Raw genomic sequence first — 21,637 nt, forward strand, 5'->3', positions numbered from 1 at the left:
CCCACAGGGGAGAGGGAATGCATCGGTAGCATATGATATTCCCTTACCGGGCCTCATATCCGGGGGGGAGAGGGAATGCACCAGTGGCATATGATATTCCCTTACCAAGCCTCATATCCTGGCGGGGAAAGGGGGGTTGTACCGGTGAGGGATGACCGCAGTTTTCCCCCTCTCCCTTCCAGGGAGAGGGCCGGGGTGAGGGTCTTTACCGTCCCCCTGCCAAATCTAAAAAACTCCCCGTCACATACGACGCTTTATCACTCAGTAACCAGACAATCCCCTGCGCAACCTCCTCGGGTTGCCCGCCGCGTTGCATCGGTATCGCACTGCTCACGCGATCGACGCGCCCCGACTCACCGCCGCTGGCATGCATGTCGGTATAGATAAAACCAGGGCGAACGCCGTTGACCCGGATCCCGTTGGCCGCCACCTCTAGCGCTAACCCGGTCGTCAGCGTATCAACAGCGCCTTTCGAGGCCGCATAATCAACATATTCACCGGGGGAACCGGTTCGCGCCGCAGCCGATGAAACATTCACAATCGCGCCGCCTTGCCCACCATACTGGCGAGACATGCGTTTTACGGCTTCGCGACAGCACAGAAAATAACCGGTCACGTTAGTGCTTAGCACCCGGTTGATACGTTCAGCGGTCAGGTTTTCCAGCCGGCTTTGCTGAAACAAGATCCCGGCATTATTCACCAGCGCCACCAACGGTTCCGCTTCATTGTCGATACGGGTAAACAGAGCATCTACCTGCGCTTCATCGCTGATATCCGCCTGCACCGCAAAAGCGTTACCGCCCTGGGCAATGATCTGTGCCACTACCTCGTCAGCCGCCTGCGCGTTATGCTGATAATTCACCGCCACGTTATACCCTTCCTGCGCCAGCAGTAGCGCTGTCGCCCGACCAATCCCCCGGCTGGCGCCGGTGACTAAAGCTATCGCCATTATCCTCTCCCATAATAAAAGGGCGCCGAAGCGCCCTTAAAAGATAGCCTTATTACCACACTACTGATATTCGCTTACCGGCACGCAGGAGCAGGACAGGTTACGGTCACCGTAAACATCATCCAGACGTTTTACCGTTGGCCAGTATTTATTGACCACACCCGCCGGGAATACCGCTAACTCGCGGCTGTAACCGTGGTTCCATTCAGCAACCAGTTCATTTTGCGTGTGCGGTGCATTCACCAGCGGGTTGTCTTCCAGCGGCCATTCGCCCTGTTTCACACGATCGATCTCAGCGCGGATCGCCAGCATCGCGTCAATAAAGCGATCCAGTTCGACTTTGCTTTCCGATTCGGTCGGCTCGACCATCAGCGTTCCGGCAACCGGGAACGACATGGTCGGCGCATGGAAGCCGTAGTCAATCAGGCGCTTGGCGATATCCAGCTCACTGATGCCGGTCTCTTCTTTCAGCGGGCGGATATCGAGAATACATTCGTGCGCCACGCGGCCATCACGACCGGTATACAGCACCGGAAACGCCCCTTTCAGACGGCTGGCAATATAGTTGGCATTGAGGATCGCGACCTGGCTGGCCTGTTTCAGCCCTTCAGCCCCCATCATGCGGATGTACATCCAACTGATAGGCAGAATCGACGCGCTACCGAAAGGCGCAGCGGACACCGCGCCCTGACGGGTCAGCATTCCTTCGATTTGCACTACGCTGTGACCCGGCACGAACGGCGCCAGATGCGCTTTCACGCCAATCGGCCCCATGCCCGGACCGCCGCCGCCGTGCGGAATGCAGAACGTTTTGTGCAGGTTAAGATGCGATACATCCGCGCCAATAAAGCCCGGCGAGGTAATGCCAACCTGAGCATTCATGTTCGCGCCATCCAGGTAAACCTGGCCGCCGAACTGGTGCACCACTTCGCAGACTTCACGAATCGTCTCTTCATAAACACCGTGGGTAGACGGGTAAGTCACCATGATGCAGGAGAGATTATCGCCCGCCTGTTCGGCTTTCGCGCGCAGGTCAGCAAGGTCGATATTGCCGTTTTTATCACACGCGACCACCACCACCTGCATACCGGCCATCTGTGCCGATGCCGGGTTGGTTCCGTGGGCAGAGCTGGGGATCAGACAGATATCGCGATGCCCCTCGTTGCGGCTTTCGTGGTAATGGCGGATAGCCAGCAGACCTGCATATTCACCCTGCGCACCGGAGTTCGGCTGCATGCAGAGCGCATCATAACCGGTCAGTTTAACCAGCCAGTCAGAGAGCTGGGCGATCATCTGATGGTAACCTTCCGCCTGTTCCGGCGGGCAGAACGGGTGCAGCTCTGCAAATTCCGGCCAGGTGATGGGGATCATTTCTGCTGCGGCGTTCAGCTTCATGGTGCAGGATCCCAGCGGGATCATCGCCTGGTTCAGCGCCAGATCTTTGCGCTCCAGCGAGTGCATATAGCGCATCATTTCGGTTTCGCTGTGATAGCGATTAAAGACCGGATGCGTCAGGAAGGCATCGTCACGCAGCATGCTTTGCGGAACAGAACGGCTGTCGAGCGCCACATCCTGGTCCAGCGCGTCGATATCCAGACCGTGATTATCCCCCAGTAGCACCGTAAACAGCGCCAGCACATCTTCACGGGTGGTGGTTTCATCCAGCGTAATGCCCACAGCGTTGAGGATGTCGCTACGCAGGTTAATTTCCTGCGCTTCTGCGCGTGCCAGCACTGCGGCTTTATCCGCCACATCCACACACAGCGTGTCAAAGTAGTGTGCATGACGCAGTTTCAGACCTTTATGCTGCAAACCAGCGGCCAGGATGTCGGTCAGGCGATGAATGCGCCCGGCGATGCGTTTCAGCCCGGCCGGACCGTGGAAAACCGCGTACAGACTGGCAATATTGGCCAGCAGGACCTGCGAAGTACAAATGTTTGAGTTCGCTTTCTCACGACGGATATGCTGCTCGCGTGTCTGCATCGCCATGCGCAGCGCGGTGTTACCAGCGGCATCTTTTGATACGCCGATAATACGGCCAGGCATGGAGCGTTTGAATTCATCTTTTGCGGCAAAGAAAGCCGCATGCGGGCCGCCGTAGCCCATCGGCACGCCAAAGCGTTGCGCGGAGCCAAATACAATGTCAGCACCCTGTTTGCCCGGTGCAGTCAAATGTACCAGCGTCAGCAGATCGGCAGCGACGCTGACGATGATTTTGCGGTTTTTCAGCTCAGCAATAAGCGCGCTGTAGTCGTGTACTTCACCGGTCGTCCCCACCTGCTGGAGCAGCACGCCGAACACATCCTGGTGATCCAGGACTTTGTCGGCGGCATCCACAATCACGTCAAACCCGAAGGTTTCGGCACGGGTACGAACCACATCCAGCGTTTGCGGGTGGACATCAGCCGCCACAAAGAAGCGACTCGCCCCTTTCAGTTTGCTGATGCGCTTCGCCATCGCCATCGCTTCAGCCGCCGCAGTGGCCTCATCCAGCAACGACGCGGAAGCCATATCCAGCCCGGTCAAATCCAGCGTCACTTGCTGGAAATTGAGCAGTGCTTCCAGACGCCCCTGCGACACTTCCGGCTGGTAGGGGGTGTAGGCGGTGTACCAGCCCGGGTTTTCCAGCATATTGCGCAGAATAACCGGCGGTAACTGCACGGCGGTATAGCCCATGCCAATGTAAGACTTAAAGCGCTTGTTACGTCCGGCAATCGCTTTCAGTTCGGCCAGGGCCGCGAATTCGGTGGTTGGCTCCCCAACCTGCGGCGGAGTGGCAAGCTGGATGTCTTTTGGCACGATCTGGCCGATCAGTGCATTTAACGAGTCCGCGCCAACGGTATTCAGCATCTCCAGCTGTTGCTGAGCATCCGGCCCAATGTGACGTTCAATGAAAGCGCCACGGTTTTCAAGCTGGCTTAAAGTCTGTGTCATGAGCGATGGTTCCTGAAACGTGCAGTGAATCGTGTTTGGACATTATCTGAATACGCTAAATCCTTCGCGTTGCAGGAGGGCGGCGACATAGCCAATCCCCAGACACTTACATCAGTAGGTGACTGAGGTGAGCGAGGAAGCCAACGCGTTTGCAACGCGAAGGATGACGCGTATTTATTCGTCTTCTAACAGTGCCGCGTAAGCCGTGGCATCCAGCAGCGCAGCCACTTCCGCTTCGTCACTGGCTTTGATTTTGAAGATCCAGCCTTCACCGTAGGGCTCGCTGTTAACCAGCTCAGGTGCGTCATTCAGTGCATCGTTCACCGCAACAACTTCACCGCCGATAGGCGCGTAGATGTCCGACGCGGCTTTTACCGACTCCGCCACGGCGCAGTCGTCGCCAGCGGCAACGGTTGTCCCCACGTCCGGCAGGTCAACAAACACCATATCGCCCAGCAGTTCCTGTGCGTGCTCGGTGATGCCAACGGTGTAGGTACCGTCCGCTTCTTTGCGCAGCCACTCGTGTTCTTTACTGTATTTCAGATCGCCAGGTACATTGCTCATCTCAATCTCTCCAGATAAAAAAAGGTTACGCGACGGCTTTGCCAGCACGCACAAAAATCGGTTTGGTCACTTTGACCGGCATTTCACGGTTGCGGATTTGCACCACCGCCGTTTCGCCAATGCCAGCAGGAACGCGCGCCAGTGCAATACTGTAGCCAAGCGTTGGCGAGAAAGTCCCGCTGGTGATCACGCCTTCCTGTACATTGCCCTGGTTATCGGTGAAACGTACCGGCAGTTCGTTGCGCAGCACGCCTTTCTCGGTCATCACTAACCCAACCAGTTGCTCAGTGCCTTTTTCCCGCTGTAATTCCAGCGCTTCACGACCAATAAAATGGCGATCCTGCGGCTCCCAGGCAATGGTCCAGCCCATATTGGCCGCCAGCGGAGAAACGCTTTCATCCATTTCCTGACCATACAGGTTCATGCCCGCTTCCAGACGCAGCGTATCGCGCGCACCGAGGCCGCAAGGCTTCACGCCCGCACCCAGCAGTGCCTGCCAGAAGTCGGCCGCACGTTCGTTCGGCAGCGCAATTTCATAGCCCGCTTCGCCGGTATAACCGGTGGTCGCGATAAAAAGGCCATCAACATCAATGCCAAAGAAAGGTTTCATCCCGTCGACCGCGCTGCGCTGCGCATCGCTGAATAATGATGCGGCTTTCGCCTGCGCATTCGGCCCCTGTACGGCGATCAGCGACAGATCATCACGAACGGTGAGTTCAATGGCGAAGGGTTCTGTGTGTTGGGAAATCCAGGAGAGGTCTTTTTCGCGGGTGGCGGAGTTAACAACGAGGCGGAAAAAATCTTCAGTGAAGTAATAGACGATCAGGTCATCAATGACGCCGCCCGAGGCATTTAGCATGCCGGTGTAAAGTGCTTTACCGGGCTTGGTGAGTTTCGCGACATCGTTAGCCAGTAAGTAGCGTAAAAACTCGCGGGTACGTGCACCTTTGAGGTCGACGATGGTCATGTGCGACACATCAAACATACCTGCGTCGGTACGCACCGCATGATGTTCATCAATCTGCGAGCCGTAATGCAACGGCATCATCCAGCCATGGAAGTCCACCATGCGGGCGCCGCACAGCGTGTGTTGTTCATACAAAGGGGTCTGCTGAGCCATCTTTTCCTCGTCGAATAAGCTGAGCCATCACGCTCGCCGGTGGCGTTTAATCACGCCGCCAAAAGCCGGGTTCACGACCTGTTGCAGGCCGCGACGCAAACGTTCTCTTTCGCCTGAACTTATCACCGAAAGCGGCGCTTAACCATAAGGTAAAATGGGTCATCACATTAGCTTATGACCTGTTTAGCCAAAAAACGGATCAGATGATTACACTGGCTTAATGACATTAAGACTGCATAAACCATTGCGCGAAGGGGAATGACAGCACCATTTACAGCATTTCACTCCGCAAAAAAGCGAATTTTGCCGTATAAGAAAAAACATAACATGAAAAAATCTAATCTGAAAAAGGCGGTGAAATTAGATTATTTCAAATGAGAAGTGAGAGCCCCCTCCCGTTGCCGGGAAGGGAAAATGTGACGGGGTTAACGTAACCACTCGGGGAGATCGTTCAGGCCTAACGCCTGACGCAATAGCTGACTTTTCACACCGGGGAGCGTATCGGCCAGTTTCAGGCCAATATCACGCAGCAATTTTTTCGCCGGGTTGGCACCGGCAAACAGCTCGCGAAATCCCTGCATACCGGCCAGCATCAGCGCCGCACTGTGCTTGCGGCTGCGTTCATAGCGACGCAGATAAAGGTGCTGTCCAATATCTTTGCCCTGGGCGCGTAAACGACGCAGTTCGGCGATTAACTCCGCCACGTCCATAAAACCAAGGTTTACGCCCTGCCCGGCCAGCGGATGGATGGTGTGCGCGGCATCGCCAACCAGCGCCAGGCGATGCCCGGCAAACTGACGCGCATAACGCCCGGTCAATGGGTAAACCTGGCGCTCACTTTCCACATGGCAAAGCCCAAGGCGGTTATCAAACGCCATACACAGCGCCTGGTTAAACGCCTCCTCGCTTGCCTGCTGCATGGCCTTTGCCTGCTCCGGCGGCAACGACCAGACAATCGAGCAGACATGCGGATCGCTAAGCGGCAGGAAGGCGAGAATACCATCATGATGGAACACCTGGCGCGCCACCGCCTGATGGGGCTCTTCCGTGCGGACGGTCGCCACCAACGCATGATGGTGATAGTCCCAGAACGTCAGCGGAATATCGGCTTTGTTACGCAGCCAGGAGTTAGCGCCATCCGCGCCGATCACCAGCCGCGCAGTCAGCATCGTGCCATCTTTTAATGTAAGAAAGGCCTCATTTTCGCCCCACGCGACTTGTTGCAGCTCCGCCGGGGCAAGCGTGGTCACATCCGGGCATTGCTGTGCTTTGTCCCACAACGCCTGATGGATCACCGCATTTTCAATAATGTAGCCAAGGTGGTCGTAGCCCATGCTCTGGTCATCAAAAGCAATACGCCCGAAGCTGTCTTTATCCCACACTTCCATGCCGTGATAGCAACCCGCACGACGGGCAATAATGTTTGACCACACGCCCAGATGACTCAGCAGTTTTTCGCTGGCGGCGTTGATCGCCGAGACGCGTAACGCAGGGGGCGCATCGTCAGCCAGCGGCACAGGACGCTGCTGCTCGAGCACCGCCACACGCAATCCGCTGCCCTGCAACCCGCACGCCAGCGCCAGTCCCACCATGCCGCCGCCAACAATCGCAACATCAACACTCTGCACTCTAACGCTCCTTTGATCCTTAACGGGCAACCCAACCGAGGGTTCGCTGCGCCAGCGCATCGCGCGCCGGGGTGAATAGATCCATCGCCATAAGCCCGACATTGCGCCCAACCACCAGCGGAGCCCAATGGTTCGCAAACAGATGCACCAGCCCGTCGGTCACCCCAATGGTGGATTTTTTATCCGCATAACGGCGATCGCGATAGCGGGTCAGCACCGGGAATTCCCCCACATCCTGCTGAGCACCTGCGGCCTGCGTCAGCGTTTCCGCCAGCGTCATCACATCGCGCATGCCAAGGTTAAACCCCTGCCCGGCAATCGGGTGCAGGGTTTGCGCCGCATTGCCAACCAGCACGGCACGGTGAGAAATGGTCGAGGATGCACAGCTCAACGCCAGGGGATAAACGGTGCGTTTGCCGGTCTGCGTAATGCGCCCGAGCCGCCAGCCGAACGCTTTTTGCAGTTCATTGCAGAAACGTTCATCAGACCAGGCCGCCACGATTTGCTGTTTCTCCAGCGGGTGGCACCACACCAATGAACAGCGCCCCTGAGACATCGGTAACATGGCCAGCGGGCCATGTTCAGTAAAACGTTCGAATGCGCGCCCCTGGTGCGGCACCGAGGTCGTCACATTCGCAATCACCGCCACCTGATGATAAGGCGATTGCTGCTGGCTGATGCCCAACTGCTCACCCAGCGCGGAGCGGGAACCATCGGCCGCCACCAGCAATTCGCCAATAATTGACTCGCCATTATCCAGCGTCACGCAGACCTGCCGGGCATCACGGGTAAACTGGCGAACGCTCGCCGGGCAATGCACGGTAACGCCCGGGGCTTTTTGCAACAGGCTAAACAGCCGCTGCCCGACATCATGCAGCTCAACCACCTGACCGAGCGCATCAAGACGATACGCCTGCGCATCCAGGGTGACGAAACCGGCATGACCACGATCGCTGACGTGCACCGTCGAAATCGGCGTCGCGCAGGACGCTATCGCTTGCCAGATCCCAACACGAGCCAGTTGCTGGCAGGTTCCTGCCGCCAGCGCAATCGCGCGGGCATCGAACCCGGGGTGATCGCTCGCCCCCGGCGCAGTAGCCTCTACCAGATGAACGGGCAATTGGCCTGAGGTTAAACGCGAAATAGCCAGCGCCAGCGTTGCCCCCGCCATGCCGCCGCCAACAATAATCACGCTCATGATCGGCGCGCCGCCGCCATCAGCGCCTCAATCTCATCCGCCGTTTTCACCACGCTGGCGGTCAGGTTTTCGTTGCCGCTTTCTGTGATCACAATGTCATCTTCGATACGAATGCCAATTCCGCGGTACTGCTCCGGCACATCAGCATCCGGTGCGATATACAGCCCAGGTTCAACGGTCAGCACCATGCCAGGCGCCAGTTTGCGGGAACGATCCGGGCCATAAACGCCAACGTCATGCACATCAAGCCCCAGCCAGTGGCTTAGCCCATGCATAAAGAACGGACGGTGGGCGTTATTCGCCACCAGCTCTTCCACTTCGCCTTTAAGAATGCCGAGTTTGACCAGCCCGTTAATCATGATTCGCACCACTTCACCGGTCACTTCCTGAATCGAGGTGTCCGGGCGGAACAGCTCAAGGGAGCGCGTCAGCGATGCAAGAACAATGTCATAAATTTCGCGCTGCGCCGGGCTGAATTTACCATTCACCGGGAACGTGCGGGTGATATCTCCGGCATAGCCCATGTATTCGCAGCCTGCGTCGATCAGCACCAAATCCCCGTCGCGCATCTGACTTTCGTTTTCGGTGTAGTGCAGAATGCAGCCGTTGACGCCGGAGCCGACAATGGTGTTGTAGGACGGGAAACGCGCGCCATGGCGGTTGAATTCATGCTGAATCTCGCCCTCAAGCTGGTATTCAAACATGCCAGGACGGCAAACCTGCATCGCACGCGTGTGCGCCAGTGCGGAGATCTCCCCGGCGCGACGCATCACCTCAATCTCTTCGGCGGACTTGAACAGACGCATTTCATGCACGATCGGGCGCCAGTCGGTCAACGTGGCGGGAGCCTTCAGGTTCTGCCGCGAACCTTTACGCAGCTTATCCAGCGCGGTAAACAGGACCTTATCGGCATACTCAAATTCACCCTGCGCGTGATACACCGCATCAAGGCCGTTGAGCAGCTGGTAAAGGTGCTCGTTGATATCCGGAAACGCCAGCGCACGATCAACGCTCAGTTTTTCCGGCGCGGCTTCCTGCCCAAGACGTCGGCCAAACCAGATCTCGGCGGTTTTATCCCGTATACGGTTAAACAGGACGCTGTGGTTGTGGGTGTCATCGCTCTTAATCAGCACCAGCACCGCTTCAGGTTCGTTAAAGCCGGTGAAGTACCAGAAGTCGCTGTTCTGGCGATAAGGATACTCGCTGTCCGCACTGCGGGTTGCTTCCGGCGCGGCGAAAATCAGCGCCGCGCTTCCGGGCACCATCTGCGCCAGCAATGTCTGGCGACGACGGAGAAACTCAAGCTGTGTCATGACACCTACTCCCTGCAAGACGAATTAATGTAATGTCGGCTTACGCACTTCAGGTGCGGTCGGCTGTGGGCGCGTAAAGGTGTCGTGGCACAGCAGCGCCGCGACACGCACATATTCGATGATCTCTTCGAGCGACATCTCCAGCTCTTCCTGATCTTCTTCTTCGTCATAGCCCAACTGCGCGATATTACGCAGGTCGTCAATCGCCTCGCCGGTTTCGCCGGTCACTTTATCGAGTTTGGGTTGCGTAACGCCCAACCCCAGCAGGAAATGGTTCACCCAGCCCGCCAGCGCATCCGCGCGATCGAACACGCTGACATCGTCGCCTTCAGGCAGATATAGCTGGAAAAGAAAACCGTCGTCTTCCAGTGAATCACTGGTGCCAGCGTGCATGGCGCGCAGTGCCTGCGCCAGCTCGTGACCAAACGCCAGTCCGTCATTCGTCAAGTCATGCAGCAGCGGCAGCCAGGAGCTGTCATTATTGCCACCGCAGAGCATCCCCGCGATAAGACCGTGCATTTCAGCAGGAAGTAATCCCACGCCCTGTTGGTTGAGTAGCTGGCCTACTTCGTTGTAACCAGGTATTTCGTTCTGTATAGACATGCGCATTCGTCGTCGTTGGGGGGAATATTCATGATATGCTACCACTTTGGCCCCTGGTGATATACCCGTGATGCTTCACGTTACATGCCTTTGCATGCACGCTGGATAATTAAGGTATAGACGCAAAAAACTTGAAAGCACGCGCCAGGCTAGCTTATAGTGTCGCCCCTTCGCAACCCAGGGCTCGGATGCGAAGGCAGAGCGCAGTCAAACAGCAGGAAGGTGGCATGTCTGCACAACCCGTCGATATCCAAATTTTTGGCCGTTCACTGCGAGTGAACTGCCCGCCTGAGCAGAGGGATGCTCTAAATCAGGCTGCGGAAGATCTGAATCAGCGGTTGCAAGATCTGAAAGTTCGCACTAGAGTCACCAATACTGAGCAGTTGGTGTTTATCGCCGCGCTGAATATCAGCTATGAGCTGACTCAGGAAAAGGCAAAAACCCGCGAGTACGCCGCCAACATGGAGCAACGTATTCGGATGTTACAGCAGACCATCGAACAGGCATTGCTTGATCAGGGTCGCATAACAGAAAGACCGGGGCCGAAGTTTGAATAACACTTCAGGGTCAGTTGTGGTAGAGTGACCGTGAAGACAAAATTTCTCTGAGATGTTCGCAAGCGGGCCAGTCCCCTGAGCCGATATTTCATACCACAAGAATGTGGCGATCCATGGTTGGTGAGCATGCTCGGTCCGTCCGAGAAGCCTTAAAATCATGACGACGCATTCACCTTGAACCAAGGGTTCAAGGGTTACAGCCTGCGGCGGCATCTCGGAGATTCCCTTCTTTTACTACCATGACGCAACTTCCTGATTTTCCTTCATCACGACAAGAAATCCGCAAACTGATTCGCCAGCGACGCCGGGAACTGACCAGCGGCCAACAAGCGCATTTTGCTCAGCAAGCTGCCGCTCGTATGATGGCGTACCCGCCAGTCGTGATGGCGCATACCGTCGCGCTGTTTCTCTCGTTCGATGGTGAGCTCGATACCCAACCGCTAATTGAGCAGCTCTGGCGCAGCGGCAAGCGTGTTTACCTGCCGGTATTGCATCCATTTAGCCCCGGTAATCTGCTTTTTCTGCACTACCATCCCCATAGCGAACTGGTGGTCAATCGCCTGAAAATACAGGAGCCGAAACTGGATGTCCGCGATGTGCTGCCACTTCATCAACTTGATGTGCTGATCACTCCTCTGGTGGCCTTTGATGAACACGGGCAACGCCTGGGAATGGGTGGCGGTTTCTACGACAGAACACTGCAAAACTGGCGCGAGTACGATCTGCAGCCCATCGGCTACGCCCACGACTGCCAGGGCGTCAGCGCGCTGCCGGTCGAAGAGTGGGATATCCCGCTGCCTGCGGTGATCACGCCGTCAAAAATCTGGGAATGGTAACGGCCCTCCTCCCCCGCCAGGGAGAGGAAGACGCGAGGTTTATCAGAACAGCAGACGGGAACGAATGGTACCAGGAATGGCTTTCATGCTCTGCAGCGCTTTCTGCGCCACATCTTCATCGGCTTCAATATCTACCACCACATAGCCCATATACGGCGTTGTTTGCAGATACTGTGCGGCAATGTTGATGTTCTGGCTGGCGAAAATCTGGTTCAGCGCAGTCAGCACGCCCGGGCGGTTTTCGTGGATGTGCAGCAGGCGACGACCGCCATGCAACGGCAGAGAAACTTCCGGGAAGTTAACCGCAGACAGCGTTGAGCCGTTGTCCGAGTATTTGATCAGTTTACCGGCAACTTCTAACCCGATGTTTTCCTGCGCTTCCTGCGTGGAGCCGCCAATGTGCGGGGTCAGCAGTACGTTATCGAATTCGCACAGTGGGGAGTCGAAGGGATCGCTGTTGGTTGCCGGCTCTGTCGGGAATACGTCGATAGCCGCACCCGCCAGATGTTTGCGTTTCAGCGCATCGCACAGCGCCGGAATATCCACCACCGTACCGCGGGCGGCGTTAATCAGCAGCGCGCCAGGTTTCATCAGCGCCAGTTCTTCCACCCCAATCATATCTTTGGTGGAGTTGTTTTCCGGCACGTGCAGGCTCACCACATCGCTCATGTTCAGCAAATCGGAAAGATGCTGAACCTGTGTGGCATTACCCAGCGGCAGTTTGTTTTCAATATCGTAGAAGTAAACATGCATACCCAGCGATTCCGCGAGAATGCCAAGCTGCGTGCCGATGTGGCCATAGCCGATGATGCCCAGTTTTTTACCGCGCGCTTCATAGGAGCCCACAGCCAGCTTGTTCCAGATACCGCGATGCGCTTTGGCGTTCGCTTCCGGGATGCCGCGCATCAGCAGCAGCAGTTCGCCGATCACCAGTTCCGCCACGGAACGCGTGTTGGAGAACGGCGCGTTAAACACCGGGATACCGCGTTTCGCGGCCGCGTCGAGGTTAACCTGGTTGGTGCCGATACAGAAACACCCAATCGCCACCAGTTTTTCAGCGGCGGCAATGACATCTTCAGTCAGTTGAGTACGGGATCGCAGGCCAATAAAGTGAGCATCACGAATGGATTCTTTCAGTTGTTCGCTGTCCAGCGCGCCCTTGTGAAATTCGATGTTGGTATAACCTGCCGCACGAAGGCTATCCAGCGCCTTCTGATGAACCCCTTCAACCAGCAGGAATTTAATTTTGTCTTTCTCCAGTGATACCTTTGCCATTTACCCGACCCTGTTTTTGTCATGACTGTGATGTTGTGCAGATTGCAATCCGCTTCAGTCAACATATCAAAAAAAACTATTGCGGCAATATGAACGTTTGCGTCGGCCATCTGAAGAAATGTCATACAGCGGGAATTAGCAGATAAAAACGCTGGAAAAACGGACAACGCTGGCAGGAATCTCAGTAATGGCATAAAAACGTGACAGATATCACCAAATTTGCCGTTCGAAGATTTTTTAAAGGGAGGTCAGCGCCTCCCTGTCAGATCATTTTACGATGGTTTTCACGCCGTCGGCAGTGCCGATCAACGCCACATCCGCGCCACGGTTAGCGAATAACCCTACGGTTACTACGCCCGGGATGCCGTTAATGCTGTTTTCCAGCGCGATCGGGTCGATAATCTCCAGCCCGTACACATCGAGGATCACGTTGCCATTATCCGTCACCACATTCTGACGGTATTCCGGGCGGCCGCCCAGTTTCACCAGTTCACGGGCAACCGCGCTGCGCGCCATCGGGATCACTTCCACCGGCAGCGGGAATTTCCCCAGGATATCGACCTGCTTAGACGCATCAGCGATGCAGATAAACTTATCGGCGACCGAAGCGATGATTTTCTCACGCGTCAACGCCGCGCCGCCGCCTTTGATCATCTGCATCTGGCCGTTAATTTCGTCTGCGCCATCAACGTAGATGCCCAGCCGATCAACCTCATTGAGATCGAACACGGTAATCCCGAGGCCTTTCAGCTTCTCGGTTGAAGCGTCCGAACTGGAGACTGCGCCTTCAATCTGGCCTTTCATCGTGCCCAGCGCGTCAATAAAGTGTGCGGCAGTGGAGCCTGTGCCTACGCCCACAATGGTGCCGGGTTCAACATACTTAAGCGCTGCCCAGCCCACTGCTTTTTTGAGTTCATCCTGCGTCATGGTCGTTCACCTGTGGTGTGAAATTTCAGGCGCATTATAGACCAGCCTTCCCCCAAATGTCCCTGTGACCAGTGTCACATTACGCGACTGCCAATTTCGTCTGTATCTCCTAAAAATTTATGTCATAGTGCTGGGTAATCATTTTCAGGAGACTGTGCGAACAATGAAACGTCCGGACTACAGAACACTACAAGCGCTTGATGCGGTCATTCGTGAACGCGGGTTTGAGCGCGCCGCACAAAAGCTGTGTATTACCCAGTCCGCCGTATCGCAGCGCATTAAACAACTCGAAAATATGTTCGGCCAACCGCTGCTGGTGCGCACCGTACCACCGCGTCCAACGGAACAGGGGCAAAAACTGCTGGCGTTGCTGCGCCAGGTGGAGCTGCTGGAAGAAGAGTGGCTGGGCGATGAACAAACCGGCTCCACGCCGCTGCTACTGTCGCTGGCAGTGAACGCCGACAGTCTGGCGACCTGGCTGCTGCCCGCGCTGGCGCCGGTGCTGGCAGACTCGCCCATCCGTTTGAATCTGCAGGTTGAAGATGAAACCCGCACCCAGGAACGCCTGCGTCGCGGCGAAGTGGTGGGCGCGGTGAGTATTCAGCCGCAGGCGCTTCCCAGTTGTCTGGTCGATCAACTTGGCGCGCTGGATTACCTGTTCGTCGGCTCAAAAGAGTTCGCCGCCCGCTACTTTCCTAACGGGGTCACGCGCTCTGCGTTACTGAAGGCGCCTGCGGTTGCCTTTGACCATCTGGATGATATGCATCAGGCGTTTTTACAGCAGTACTTCGATCTGCCGCCGGGCAGCGTACCTTGTCATATCGTTAACTCCTCCGAAGCCTTTGTGCAACTGGCGCGGCAGGGCACTACCTGCTGTATGATCCCGCACCTGCAGATTGAAAGAGAGCTGAACAGCGGTGATTTAATTGACCTGACGCCGGGCCTGCTGCAACGCCGCATGCTCTACTGGCATCGCTTTGCGCCGGAAAGTCGGATGATGCGCAACGTAACTGATGCGCTGCTGGAATACGGACATAAGGTATTAAGGCAGGATTGATTTGCCCCTCACCCTCGCGGGTGAGGGAAACGATCACTTCGCAGCGGGGGTCTGCTGCTGGCCCTGAACGGGCTCCAACTGGAACACCACATCAACCTGATCGTCAAACTGGATAGTCGGCTGTTCGTAAGTTTCCTGCGCAGAAACCGGCGCTGCCGCCTCAGCTTTCATCATGCGAACCATCGGGCTCGGCTGATAGTTGGAAACATGGTAACGAACGCTGTAGACCGGACCAAGCTTGGCATGGAAACCGTCGGCCAGTTGCTGTGCCTGGCGGGTGGCATCATCGATCGCGGCTTTACGGGCTTTATCTTTAAAGGATTGCGGTTGCGCAACGCCCAACGAGACGGAACGGATTTCGTTCAGACCCGCCTTCAGCGCGCCATCCAGCAGTGAATTGAGTTTATCCAGCTCGCGCAGCGTCACTTCAACGGTGCGTACCGCGCGGTAGCCTTTGAGGATGCTTTTGCCGTTCTGGTAGTCATAATCGGGCTGAGTGCGTAAGTTCGCGGCATTAATGTCTTTACGGGCAATGCCGTTTTGCTCAAGGAAGCTAAGATATTGCGCAACACGGTCATCGGCCTGTTTTTTGGCTGAGGCTGCATCTTTCGCGGCGACGTTCACCTCAATCGCCAGGGTGGCGATGTCCGGGGTCGCATCCACGCTTGCCGTCCCTGAGGTGACAATATGCGGACCATCCGGCAATTCACTCGCCTGCACCGCCATTGCACTGAAACCCACCATTGCCGCCAGGGCCATCACTTTAAATTTCACAGTTGCTCCTCCATGGTGCTTTTGTTACGTCCATACATGCTGGACGCCTGGCAGCAAGCTTAGCGGCTCGGCGCAAATTGTCCATCGGACTTACCTTAACTGAATAATCCCTGCAAATGGTGGACGCCATCTTTCGCCAGTTGAAGCGCGATAATCCACATCACCAGCCCAACCAGCAGGTTAATCACCCGCTGCGCTTTGGCTGTTCGCAGGCGAGGGGCAAGCCAGGCCGCGAGTAAAGCCAGACTGAAGAACCACAGAAATGATGCGCTGACCGTGCCTAACGCAAACCAGCGTCGCGGCTCAACATCCAGTTGCCCACCCAGGCTACCGAGCACGACAAAGGTATCCAGATACACATGAGGATTAAGCCAGGTCACCGCCAGCATGGTGGCAACAATGCGCCAACGCCCCTGGCGTAACGCGTCCGCACTGGCCATATCCGGTTGGCTGCTGAGTGCTGTTTTCAGCGCGCCAAAACCGTACCACAGCAAAAACGCCACGCCGCCCCAGGTGACCAGCGCCAGCAGCCAGGGTGACTGCATCAGCAGCGCGCTACCGCCGAAAATACCGGCGCAAATCAACAGCAAATCACTGAGGGTACAGAGAAAAGCCGTCATGATGTGGTACTGCCTGCGGATCCCCTGGTTCATGACAAACGCATTTTGCGGCCCGAGAGGCAGGATCAGCGCAGCACCGAGCATAAGCCCTTGAAAATAATAAGATAGCACGTCTTCATTCCGTCAGAGTTGTTTCGGATGCAGACTATAGCGTGGAAGAATTATTAGTGGAAATTGATAATTTTAATCGTTAATTAGAAAGACTAATGATTGCGGATAGTAAAAAGGCCGGCTGTGCCGACCTTGACCATTACTGCTCCGCTGCGGGTTTGGCACGTTTAAAATTGACGTCCATTTGTGGGTACGGGAAGCTGATTCCCTGCTCATCGAAACGACGTTTAATCAGTTCCAGTACATCCCAGTAGACGTTTTGCAGGTCACCGCTCTTACTCCAGACACGCACCACAAAGTTGATCGACGAGGGTCCCAGCTCATTCAGGCGCACGGTCATCTCACGATCTTTCAGAATGCGATCGTCAGCCTGAATAATCTCCGTCAGTATGTTTTTAACCTGGTCGATATCGGAATCGTAAGCCACGCCGATAATGAACTCGTTACGGCGTACTGGCTCGCGGGAGAAGTTCACGATATTCCCGGCGATAATTTTGCCATTCGGGATCACCACAATACGGCCATCCACGGTGCGCATGGTGGTGGAGAAAATCTGCACCTGCAACACCGTCCCGGCCACACCGCCCAAATCAACATACTCGCCGGAGCGGAACGGACGGAAGGTAACCAGCAACACGCCAGCCGCCAGGTTAGAGAGCGAGCCCTGCAATGCCAGACCAATAGCCAGACCGGCGGCGCCGAGTACGGCGATCACCGAGGCTGTCTGCACGCCAACGCGCCCCAGCGCGGCAATCAGGGTAAAGGCGATGATGCCATAACGCACCAGTGCAGAGAGAAAATCCGCGACGGTGGTGTCGATATGCCGTGCCACCATCAACCGGTTAACAGCATTGGAGACAATGCGTGCGACAATCATGCCGACAATGATGATGGCGATCGCCGCCACAATATTGACGAGATAGCTCAGCAACAACGCCTGGTTGTTGACCAGCCATGAGCCGGCATCGTTGATGCTGTCGACGACGTTGAGATCTTCCATTCTTTCTTCCTTACTGTTGTTCCAAACGGGAAAACCGTCCCTTGCGGGCAGGACGGTTTCCTAAAGGGTAAACAATAAGCGGCGATTTCGCCAAATGGATCACATTTTATGTCGCGGGCAGCCTGTTGAATTCTCAATAAAAAAGCCCGCATATTTGCGGGCTTTTTGCTGAATCAGGACTCAAATTACAGAACGTCTACGGCGTTCAGTTCTTTGAAAGCCTGCTCCAGGCGAACGACCATGCTGGTCTGCGCAGCACGCAGCCATACACGCGGATCGTAGTATTTCTTGTTCGGCTGGTCTGCACCTTTCGGGTTGCCCAACTGGCCCTGCAGGTAGCCTTCGTTTTCTTTGTAGTAGTTCAGGATACCTTCCCAGGTTGCCCATTGGGTGTCGGTATCGATGTTCATTTTGATAACGCCGTAGCTTACGGAGTCTTTGATTTCCTGAGCGGAAGAACCGGAACCGCCGTGGAAGACGAAGTTCAGGCTGTTGTGCGGCAGGTTATGTTTTTTGGAAACATATTCCTGAGAGTCGCGCAGGATAGTCGGGGTCAGTTTCACGTTGCCCGGTTTGTACACGCCGTGTACGTTACCGAAAGAAGCAGCGATGGTGAAACGCGGGCTGATCGCGTTCAGTTTGGTGTACGCGTAATCAACGTCTGCAGGCTGGGTGTACAGTGCAGAAGCGTCCATGTGGCTGTTGTCCACGCCGTCTTCTTCACCACCGGTGCAACCCAGTTCGATTTCCAGAGTCATGCCCATTTTGGCCATGCGCGCCAGATATTTGGAGCTGATTTCGATGTTCTCTTCCAGAGATTCTTCAGACAGGTCGATCATGTGAGAAGAGAACAGCGGTTTACCGGTTGCAGCAAAGTGTTTTTCACCCGCGTCCAGCAGACCATCGATCCACGGCAGCAGTTTTTTCGCGCAGTGGTCAGTGTGCAGGATCACCGGCACACCGTAATGTTCAGCCATCTGGTGAACGTGATGCGCGCCAGAGATAGCGCCCAGAATTGCCGCGCCCTGAGGAACGTCGGTTTTCACGCCTTTACCCGCGATAAATGCAGCGCCACCGTTAGAGAACTGAACGATAACCGGAGCTTTAGCTTTTGCAGCAGCTTCCAGAACAGCGTTGATGGAGTCGGTGCCCACGCAGTTTACTGCCGGCAGAGCGAAATTGTTTTCTTTCGCTACCTGGAACACTTTCTGAACGTCATCACCAGTGATTACGCCCGGTTTTACGAAATCAAAAATTTTAGACATGTTACGGAGTCCTGTATCTGTATCTTCGACCGTTAGAGAAAAGTCGCGAGCTCTTAAGCGCGCTGAAAATTGGGCAGGTTTCCCTGCCCAGTAAAAACTTACTTCTTAGCGCGCTCTTCGAGCATAGCTACTGCCGGCAGAACTTTGCCTTCCACGAATTCGAGGAATGCGCCGCCGCCAGTGGAGATGTAGGAAATTTTGTCAGCGATGCCGAACAGGTCGATCGCCGCCAGGGTATCGCCACCCCCTGCGATGGAGAACGCGTCGCTGTCTGCGATAGCGTTAGCCACGATTTCAGTACCTTTACGGAAGTTCGGGAATTCAAACACACCAACCGGACCATTCCACAGAATAGTTTTGGCGTTTTTCAGGATTTCAGCCAGTTTTTCTGCAGAAGCGTCGCCCAGATCCAGAATTTGCTCATCATCTTTGATGTCAGTAACGGATTTCAGGGTAGCCGTTGCGGTTTCAGAGAACTCGGTCGCAACGCGAACGTCCGTCGGAACAGGGATATCGCAAGTGCTCAGCAGGCGTTTAGCTTCATCAACCAGATCGGCTTCATACAGGGATTTACCAACGTTGTGGCCCTGGGCGGCAACGAAGGTGTTGGCGATACCGCCACCCACGATCAGCTGGTCAGCGATTTTGGACAGGGAGTCCAGAACGGTCAGTTTAGTGGAAACTTTAGAACCACCTACGATAGCGACCATCGGGCGAGCCGGTTCTTTCAGCGCTTTACCCAGCGCGTCCAGTTCGTCTGCCAGCAGCGGGCCTGCACAAGCAACGTCAGCAAATTTGCCGATGCCGTGAGTCGAAGCCTGCGCACGGTGCGCGGTGCCGAAAGCATCCATAACGAACACGTCGCACAGTGCAGCGTATTTTTTGGACAGTGCTTCGTCGTCTTTCTTCTCGCCCTTGTTGAAACGAACGTTTTCCAGAACAACCAGCTCACCTGCAGCAACGTCAACGCCGTCCAGGTAGTCTTTAACCAGACGTACCGGGCTGGACAGTTTGTCTTTCAGGTAATTAACAACCGGCAACAGAGAGAATTCTTCGTTGTACTCGCCTTCGGTCGGACGACCCAGGTGGGAGGTGACCATCACTTTCGCACCCTGCTTCAGGGCCAGTTCGATGGTCGGCAGAGAAGCACGGATACGCGCATCGCTGGTCACTTTGCCATCTTTAACCGGTACGTTCAGATCCGCACGGATGAAAACGCGTTTACCTGCCAAATCCAGATCGGTCATCTTAATTACAGACATGGTGAATCCTCTCAATGATTCTTAAAGTTTTGCAGACACGTGAGTGTCTTACCTGAAACCAATAGCCGCCATTGCTAACGTCGTGTCGAGCATCCGGTTAGCAAAGCCCCATTCGTTATCGCACCATACCAGGGTTTTAATCAGGTGCGCGCCACTGACCCGTGTCTGTGTGCCATCAACAATGGCACTGTGCGGATCGTGGTTAAAATCGGTTGAAACCAACGGTAATTCCGTATAGTCAACTATACCATGAAATGTTCCCTGCGCTGCTTTTTGCAGCAACGCGTTGACTTCCATGGCTTTTACCGGTTTTTTTACCGTTACACTGAGATCGATAGCCGTCACGTTAATGGTCGGAACGCGGACCGCTATCGCCTCGAATCTGTCATTAAATTGCGGGAAAATACGCGTGATCCCCGCCGCCAGTTTGGTGTCCACCGGGATAATTGACTGGCTGGCTGCACGCGTGCGGCGTAGATCGGAATGATAGGCGTCAATCACCTGCTGATCGTGCATCGCGGAGTGAATGGTCGTCACGGTTCCCGATTCGATACCATACGCATCGTCGAGCAGTTTTATGACCGGAATAATACAGTTCGTCGTGCAGGACGCGTTGGAGACAAGGCGATCTTCAGCACGCAACGTGCTCTGATTGACGCCAAACACGATGGTCGCGTCGAGATCGTGGCTACCGGGGTGGGAGAACAGAACTTTTTTCGCTCCCGCCGCCAGATGCGCTTCGCCATCTTCACGGTTGCCATACACGCCCGTACAGTCGAGCACCACATCCACCCCAAGCTCACGCCAGGGCAGCGCCGTAATCGATCGCTCGTGCAGAATGCGAATGACATCATCGCCAACAAACAGTTGCTCACGCTCCTGGCGAACATCCCAGGCGAAACGTCCATGGCTGGTGTCATATTTCAACAAATGCGCCATGCCCACGGCATCCGCCAGTTCATTGATTGCCACCACGGTGATTTCCGCCCGACGCCCGGATTCATATAAAGCACGAACCACATTGCGCCCGATGCGACCGAAACCATTAATCGCTATGCGTACGGTCATAACTCTCCTGCAAGACAAGCCGGTCTGAAGTGGATGACAGAGTAATCCAGCAACCACAAGAGGGGAATCCTCGCCTGCCTCAAACTGCGTCTGTTTGGTCATTTGTCGAACATTTAGCCGACTGAAACGCTTCAGCTAGAATAAGCGAAACATGGAATAAAAGGAATGATTGTCCAGACGGTTTCGCCAGTAATCTGACTTGCATCACATTTTCGCAGGAATAATTGACGCAAATGCGCGCGAACGGAAGAATAACTGGCGAAAAAAAACCGGGCGTAATGCCCGGTTGATCATTAACCTGTGAAGCCGCTATCCGGCGACAGGAATTACAGCAGCGCTTTAGCTTTGGCGACCACGTTATCCACGGTGAAGCCAAACTCTTCAAACAGCAGCTCAGCCGGCGCCGACTCACCAAAGGTGGTCATGCCCACTACCGCGCCGTTCAGGCCCACGTATTTGTACCAGAAGTCCGCAATGCCGGCTTCAATCGCCACACGTGCAGAGACGGCTTTCGGCAGAACAGATTCACGGTACGCCGCATCCTGTTTGTCGAACGCGTCGGTGGACGGCATGGAA

At 55.4% G+C, this 21,637-nt stretch carries 20 protein-coding genes and 1 other RNA gene; 4 read left to right on the forward strand and 17 right to left on the reverse strand.

From position 1 onward, the window contains the following. Positions 1-205 precede the first annotated feature (205 nt). From ACQ3G7_RS24420 to ACQ3G7_RS24455, 8 genes are all read right to left on the reverse strand, one after another. Positions 206-949 (reverse strand): SDR family oxidoreductase, encoded by a 744-nt coding sequence (locus tag ACQ3G7_RS24420; RefSeq protein ID WP_430892942.1) that lies wholly within the window; start codon positions 947-949, stop codon positions 206-208. Positions 950-1,009: 60 nt separating this feature from the next. Further along, positions 1,010-3,883, reverse strand: a complete 2,874-nt coding sequence (gene gcvP, locus ACQ3G7_RS24425; RefSeq protein WP_430892944.1) for an aminomethyl-transferring glycine dehydrogenase — start codon at positions 3,881-3,883, stop codon at positions 1,010-1,012. A 174-nt stretch (positions 3,884-4,057) separates the two neighbouring features. Continuing rightward, a complete protein-coding gene (gcvH, locus tag ACQ3G7_RS24430; protein WP_061493241.1) occupies positions 4,058-4,447 on the reverse strand; it encodes a glycine cleavage system protein GcvH in 390 nt (129 codons plus the stop codon). A gap of 25 nt (positions 4,448-4,472) precedes the next feature. After that, a complete protein-coding gene (gcvT, locus tag ACQ3G7_RS24435) occupies positions 4,473-5,567 on the reverse strand; it encodes a glycine cleavage system aminomethyltransferase GcvT (RefSeq protein WP_430892947.1) in 1,095 nt (364 codons plus the stop codon). Positions 5,568-5,992: 425 nt separating this feature from the next. Beyond that, entirely contained in the window at positions 5,993-7,195 is a 1,203-nt protein-coding gene (ubiI, locus tag ACQ3G7_RS24440; protein ID WP_430892949.1) for an FAD-dependent 2-octaprenylphenol hydroxylase, read from the reverse strand. A 19-nt stretch (positions 7,196-7,214) separates the two neighbouring features. Further along, positions 7,215-8,393: a 2-octaprenyl-6-methoxyphenyl hydroxylase gene (gene ubiH / locus ACQ3G7_RS24445; RefSeq protein WP_430892951.1), complete on the reverse strand. Its 1,179-nt coding sequence runs from the start codon at positions 8,391-8,393 to the stop codon at positions 7,215-7,217. Then, positions 8,390-9,706, reverse strand: a complete 1,317-nt coding sequence (pepP, locus tag ACQ3G7_RS24450) for a Xaa-Pro aminopeptidase (RefSeq protein WP_430892953.1) — start codon at positions 9,704-9,706, stop codon at positions 8,390-8,392. Before pepP ends, ubiH begins: the two co-directional genes overlap by 4 nt. A gap of 24 nt (positions 9,707-9,730) precedes the next feature. Further along, positions 9,731-10,309 (reverse strand): YecA/YgfB family protein, encoded by a 579-nt coding sequence (locus ACQ3G7_RS24455; protein ID WP_088237846.1) that lies wholly within the window; start codon positions 10,307-10,309, stop codon positions 9,731-9,733. Between the two features lie 227 nt (positions 10,310-10,536). On the opposite strand from ACQ3G7_RS24455, the gene zapA reads away from it, so the two are divergent. The 3 genes from zapA to ACQ3G7_RS24470 all read left to right on the forward strand — a co-directional run bounded on the left by zapA (position 10,537) and on the right by ACQ3G7_RS24470 (position 11,702). Further along, entirely contained in the window at positions 10,537-10,866 is a 330-nt protein-coding gene (gene zapA / locus ACQ3G7_RS24460; RefSeq protein ID WP_061493235.1) for a cell division protein ZapA, read from the forward strand. A 41-nt stretch (positions 10,867-10,907) separates the two neighbouring features. After that, positions 10,908-11,091, forward strand: a non-coding RNA gene (ssrS, locus tag ACQ3G7_RS24465) — 6S RNA. Positions 11,092-11,105: 14 nt separating this feature from the next. Next, positions 11,106-11,702 (forward strand): 5-formyltetrahydrofolate cyclo-ligase, encoded by a 597-nt coding sequence (locus ACQ3G7_RS24470; RefSeq protein ID WP_430892955.1) that lies wholly within the window; start codon positions 11,106-11,108, stop codon positions 11,700-11,702. Positions 11,703-11,744: 42 nt separating this feature from the next. Here ACQ3G7_RS24470 and serA read toward each other — a convergent pair whose 3' ends face one another. Further along, complete coding sequence (gene serA / locus ACQ3G7_RS24475; RefSeq protein ID WP_061493233.1) at positions 11,745-12,977, reverse strand: phosphoglycerate dehydrogenase; 1,233 nt, start codon at positions 12,975-12,977, stop codon at positions 11,745-11,747. Between the two features lie 267 nt (positions 12,978-13,244). Further along, entirely contained in the window at positions 13,245-13,904 is a 660-nt protein-coding gene (gene rpiA, locus ACQ3G7_RS24480; RefSeq protein ID WP_061493232.1) for a ribose-5-phosphate isomerase RpiA, read from the reverse strand. Between the two features lie 163 nt (positions 13,905-14,067). Here rpiA and argP point away from each other — a divergent pair, with 163 nt between their 5' ends. Continuing rightward, complete coding sequence (argP, locus tag ACQ3G7_RS24485; RefSeq protein WP_263099389.1) at positions 14,068-14,961, forward strand: DNA-binding transcriptional regulator ArgP; 894 nt, start codon at positions 14,068-14,070, stop codon at positions 14,959-14,961. A 33-nt stretch (positions 14,962-14,994) separates the two neighbouring features. Here the strand turns inward: argP and ACQ3G7_RS24490 are convergent, their stop codons facing one another. The 7 genes from ACQ3G7_RS24490 to ACQ3G7_RS24520 all read right to left on the reverse strand — a co-directional run. Beyond that, positions 14,995-15,735 (reverse strand): oxidative stress defense protein, encoded by a 741-nt coding sequence (locus tag ACQ3G7_RS24490; RefSeq protein WP_263099388.1) that lies wholly within the window; start codon positions 15,733-15,735, stop codon positions 14,995-14,997. 95 nt (positions 15,736-15,830) lie between these two features. Then, entirely contained in the window at positions 15,831-16,466 is a 636-nt protein-coding gene (argO, locus tag ACQ3G7_RS24495; protein ID WP_430892958.1) for an arginine exporter ArgO, read from the reverse strand. Between the two features lie 139 nt (positions 16,467-16,605). Further along, complete coding sequence (locus ACQ3G7_RS24500; protein WP_430892960.1) at positions 16,606-17,466, reverse strand: small-conductance mechanosensitive channel MscS; 861 nt, start codon at positions 17,464-17,466, stop codon at positions 16,606-16,608. A gap of 185 nt (positions 17,467-17,651) precedes the next feature. Beyond that, positions 17,652-18,731, reverse strand: coding sequence for a class II fructose-bisphosphate aldolase (gene fbaA / locus ACQ3G7_RS24505; RefSeq protein WP_263099385.1), 1,080 nt, complete (start codon positions 18,729-18,731; stop codon positions 17,652-17,654). A gap of 98 nt (positions 18,732-18,829) precedes the next feature. Beyond that, positions 18,830-19,993 (reverse strand): phosphoglycerate kinase, encoded by a 1,164-nt coding sequence (gene pgk / locus ACQ3G7_RS24510; RefSeq protein ID WP_430892963.1) that lies wholly within the window; start codon positions 19,991-19,993, stop codon positions 18,830-18,832. Positions 19,994-20,041: 48 nt separating this feature from the next. Further along, entirely contained in the window at positions 20,042-21,061 is a 1,020-nt protein-coding gene (epd, locus tag ACQ3G7_RS24515) for an erythrose-4-phosphate dehydrogenase (protein ID WP_430892965.1), read from the reverse strand. A gap of 326 nt (positions 21,062-21,387) precedes the next feature. Next, positions 21,388-21,637, reverse strand: a 250-nt coding sequence (locus ACQ3G7_RS24520) for a transketolase-like TK C-terminal-containing protein (RefSeq protein WP_430892967.1), incomplete at its 5' end; no start/stop codon positions are given.

The organism is Kosakonia sp. N21 (assembly GCF_050587465.1).
Lineage (GTDB): Bacteria > Pseudomonadota > Gammaproteobacteria > Enterobacterales > Enterobacteriaceae.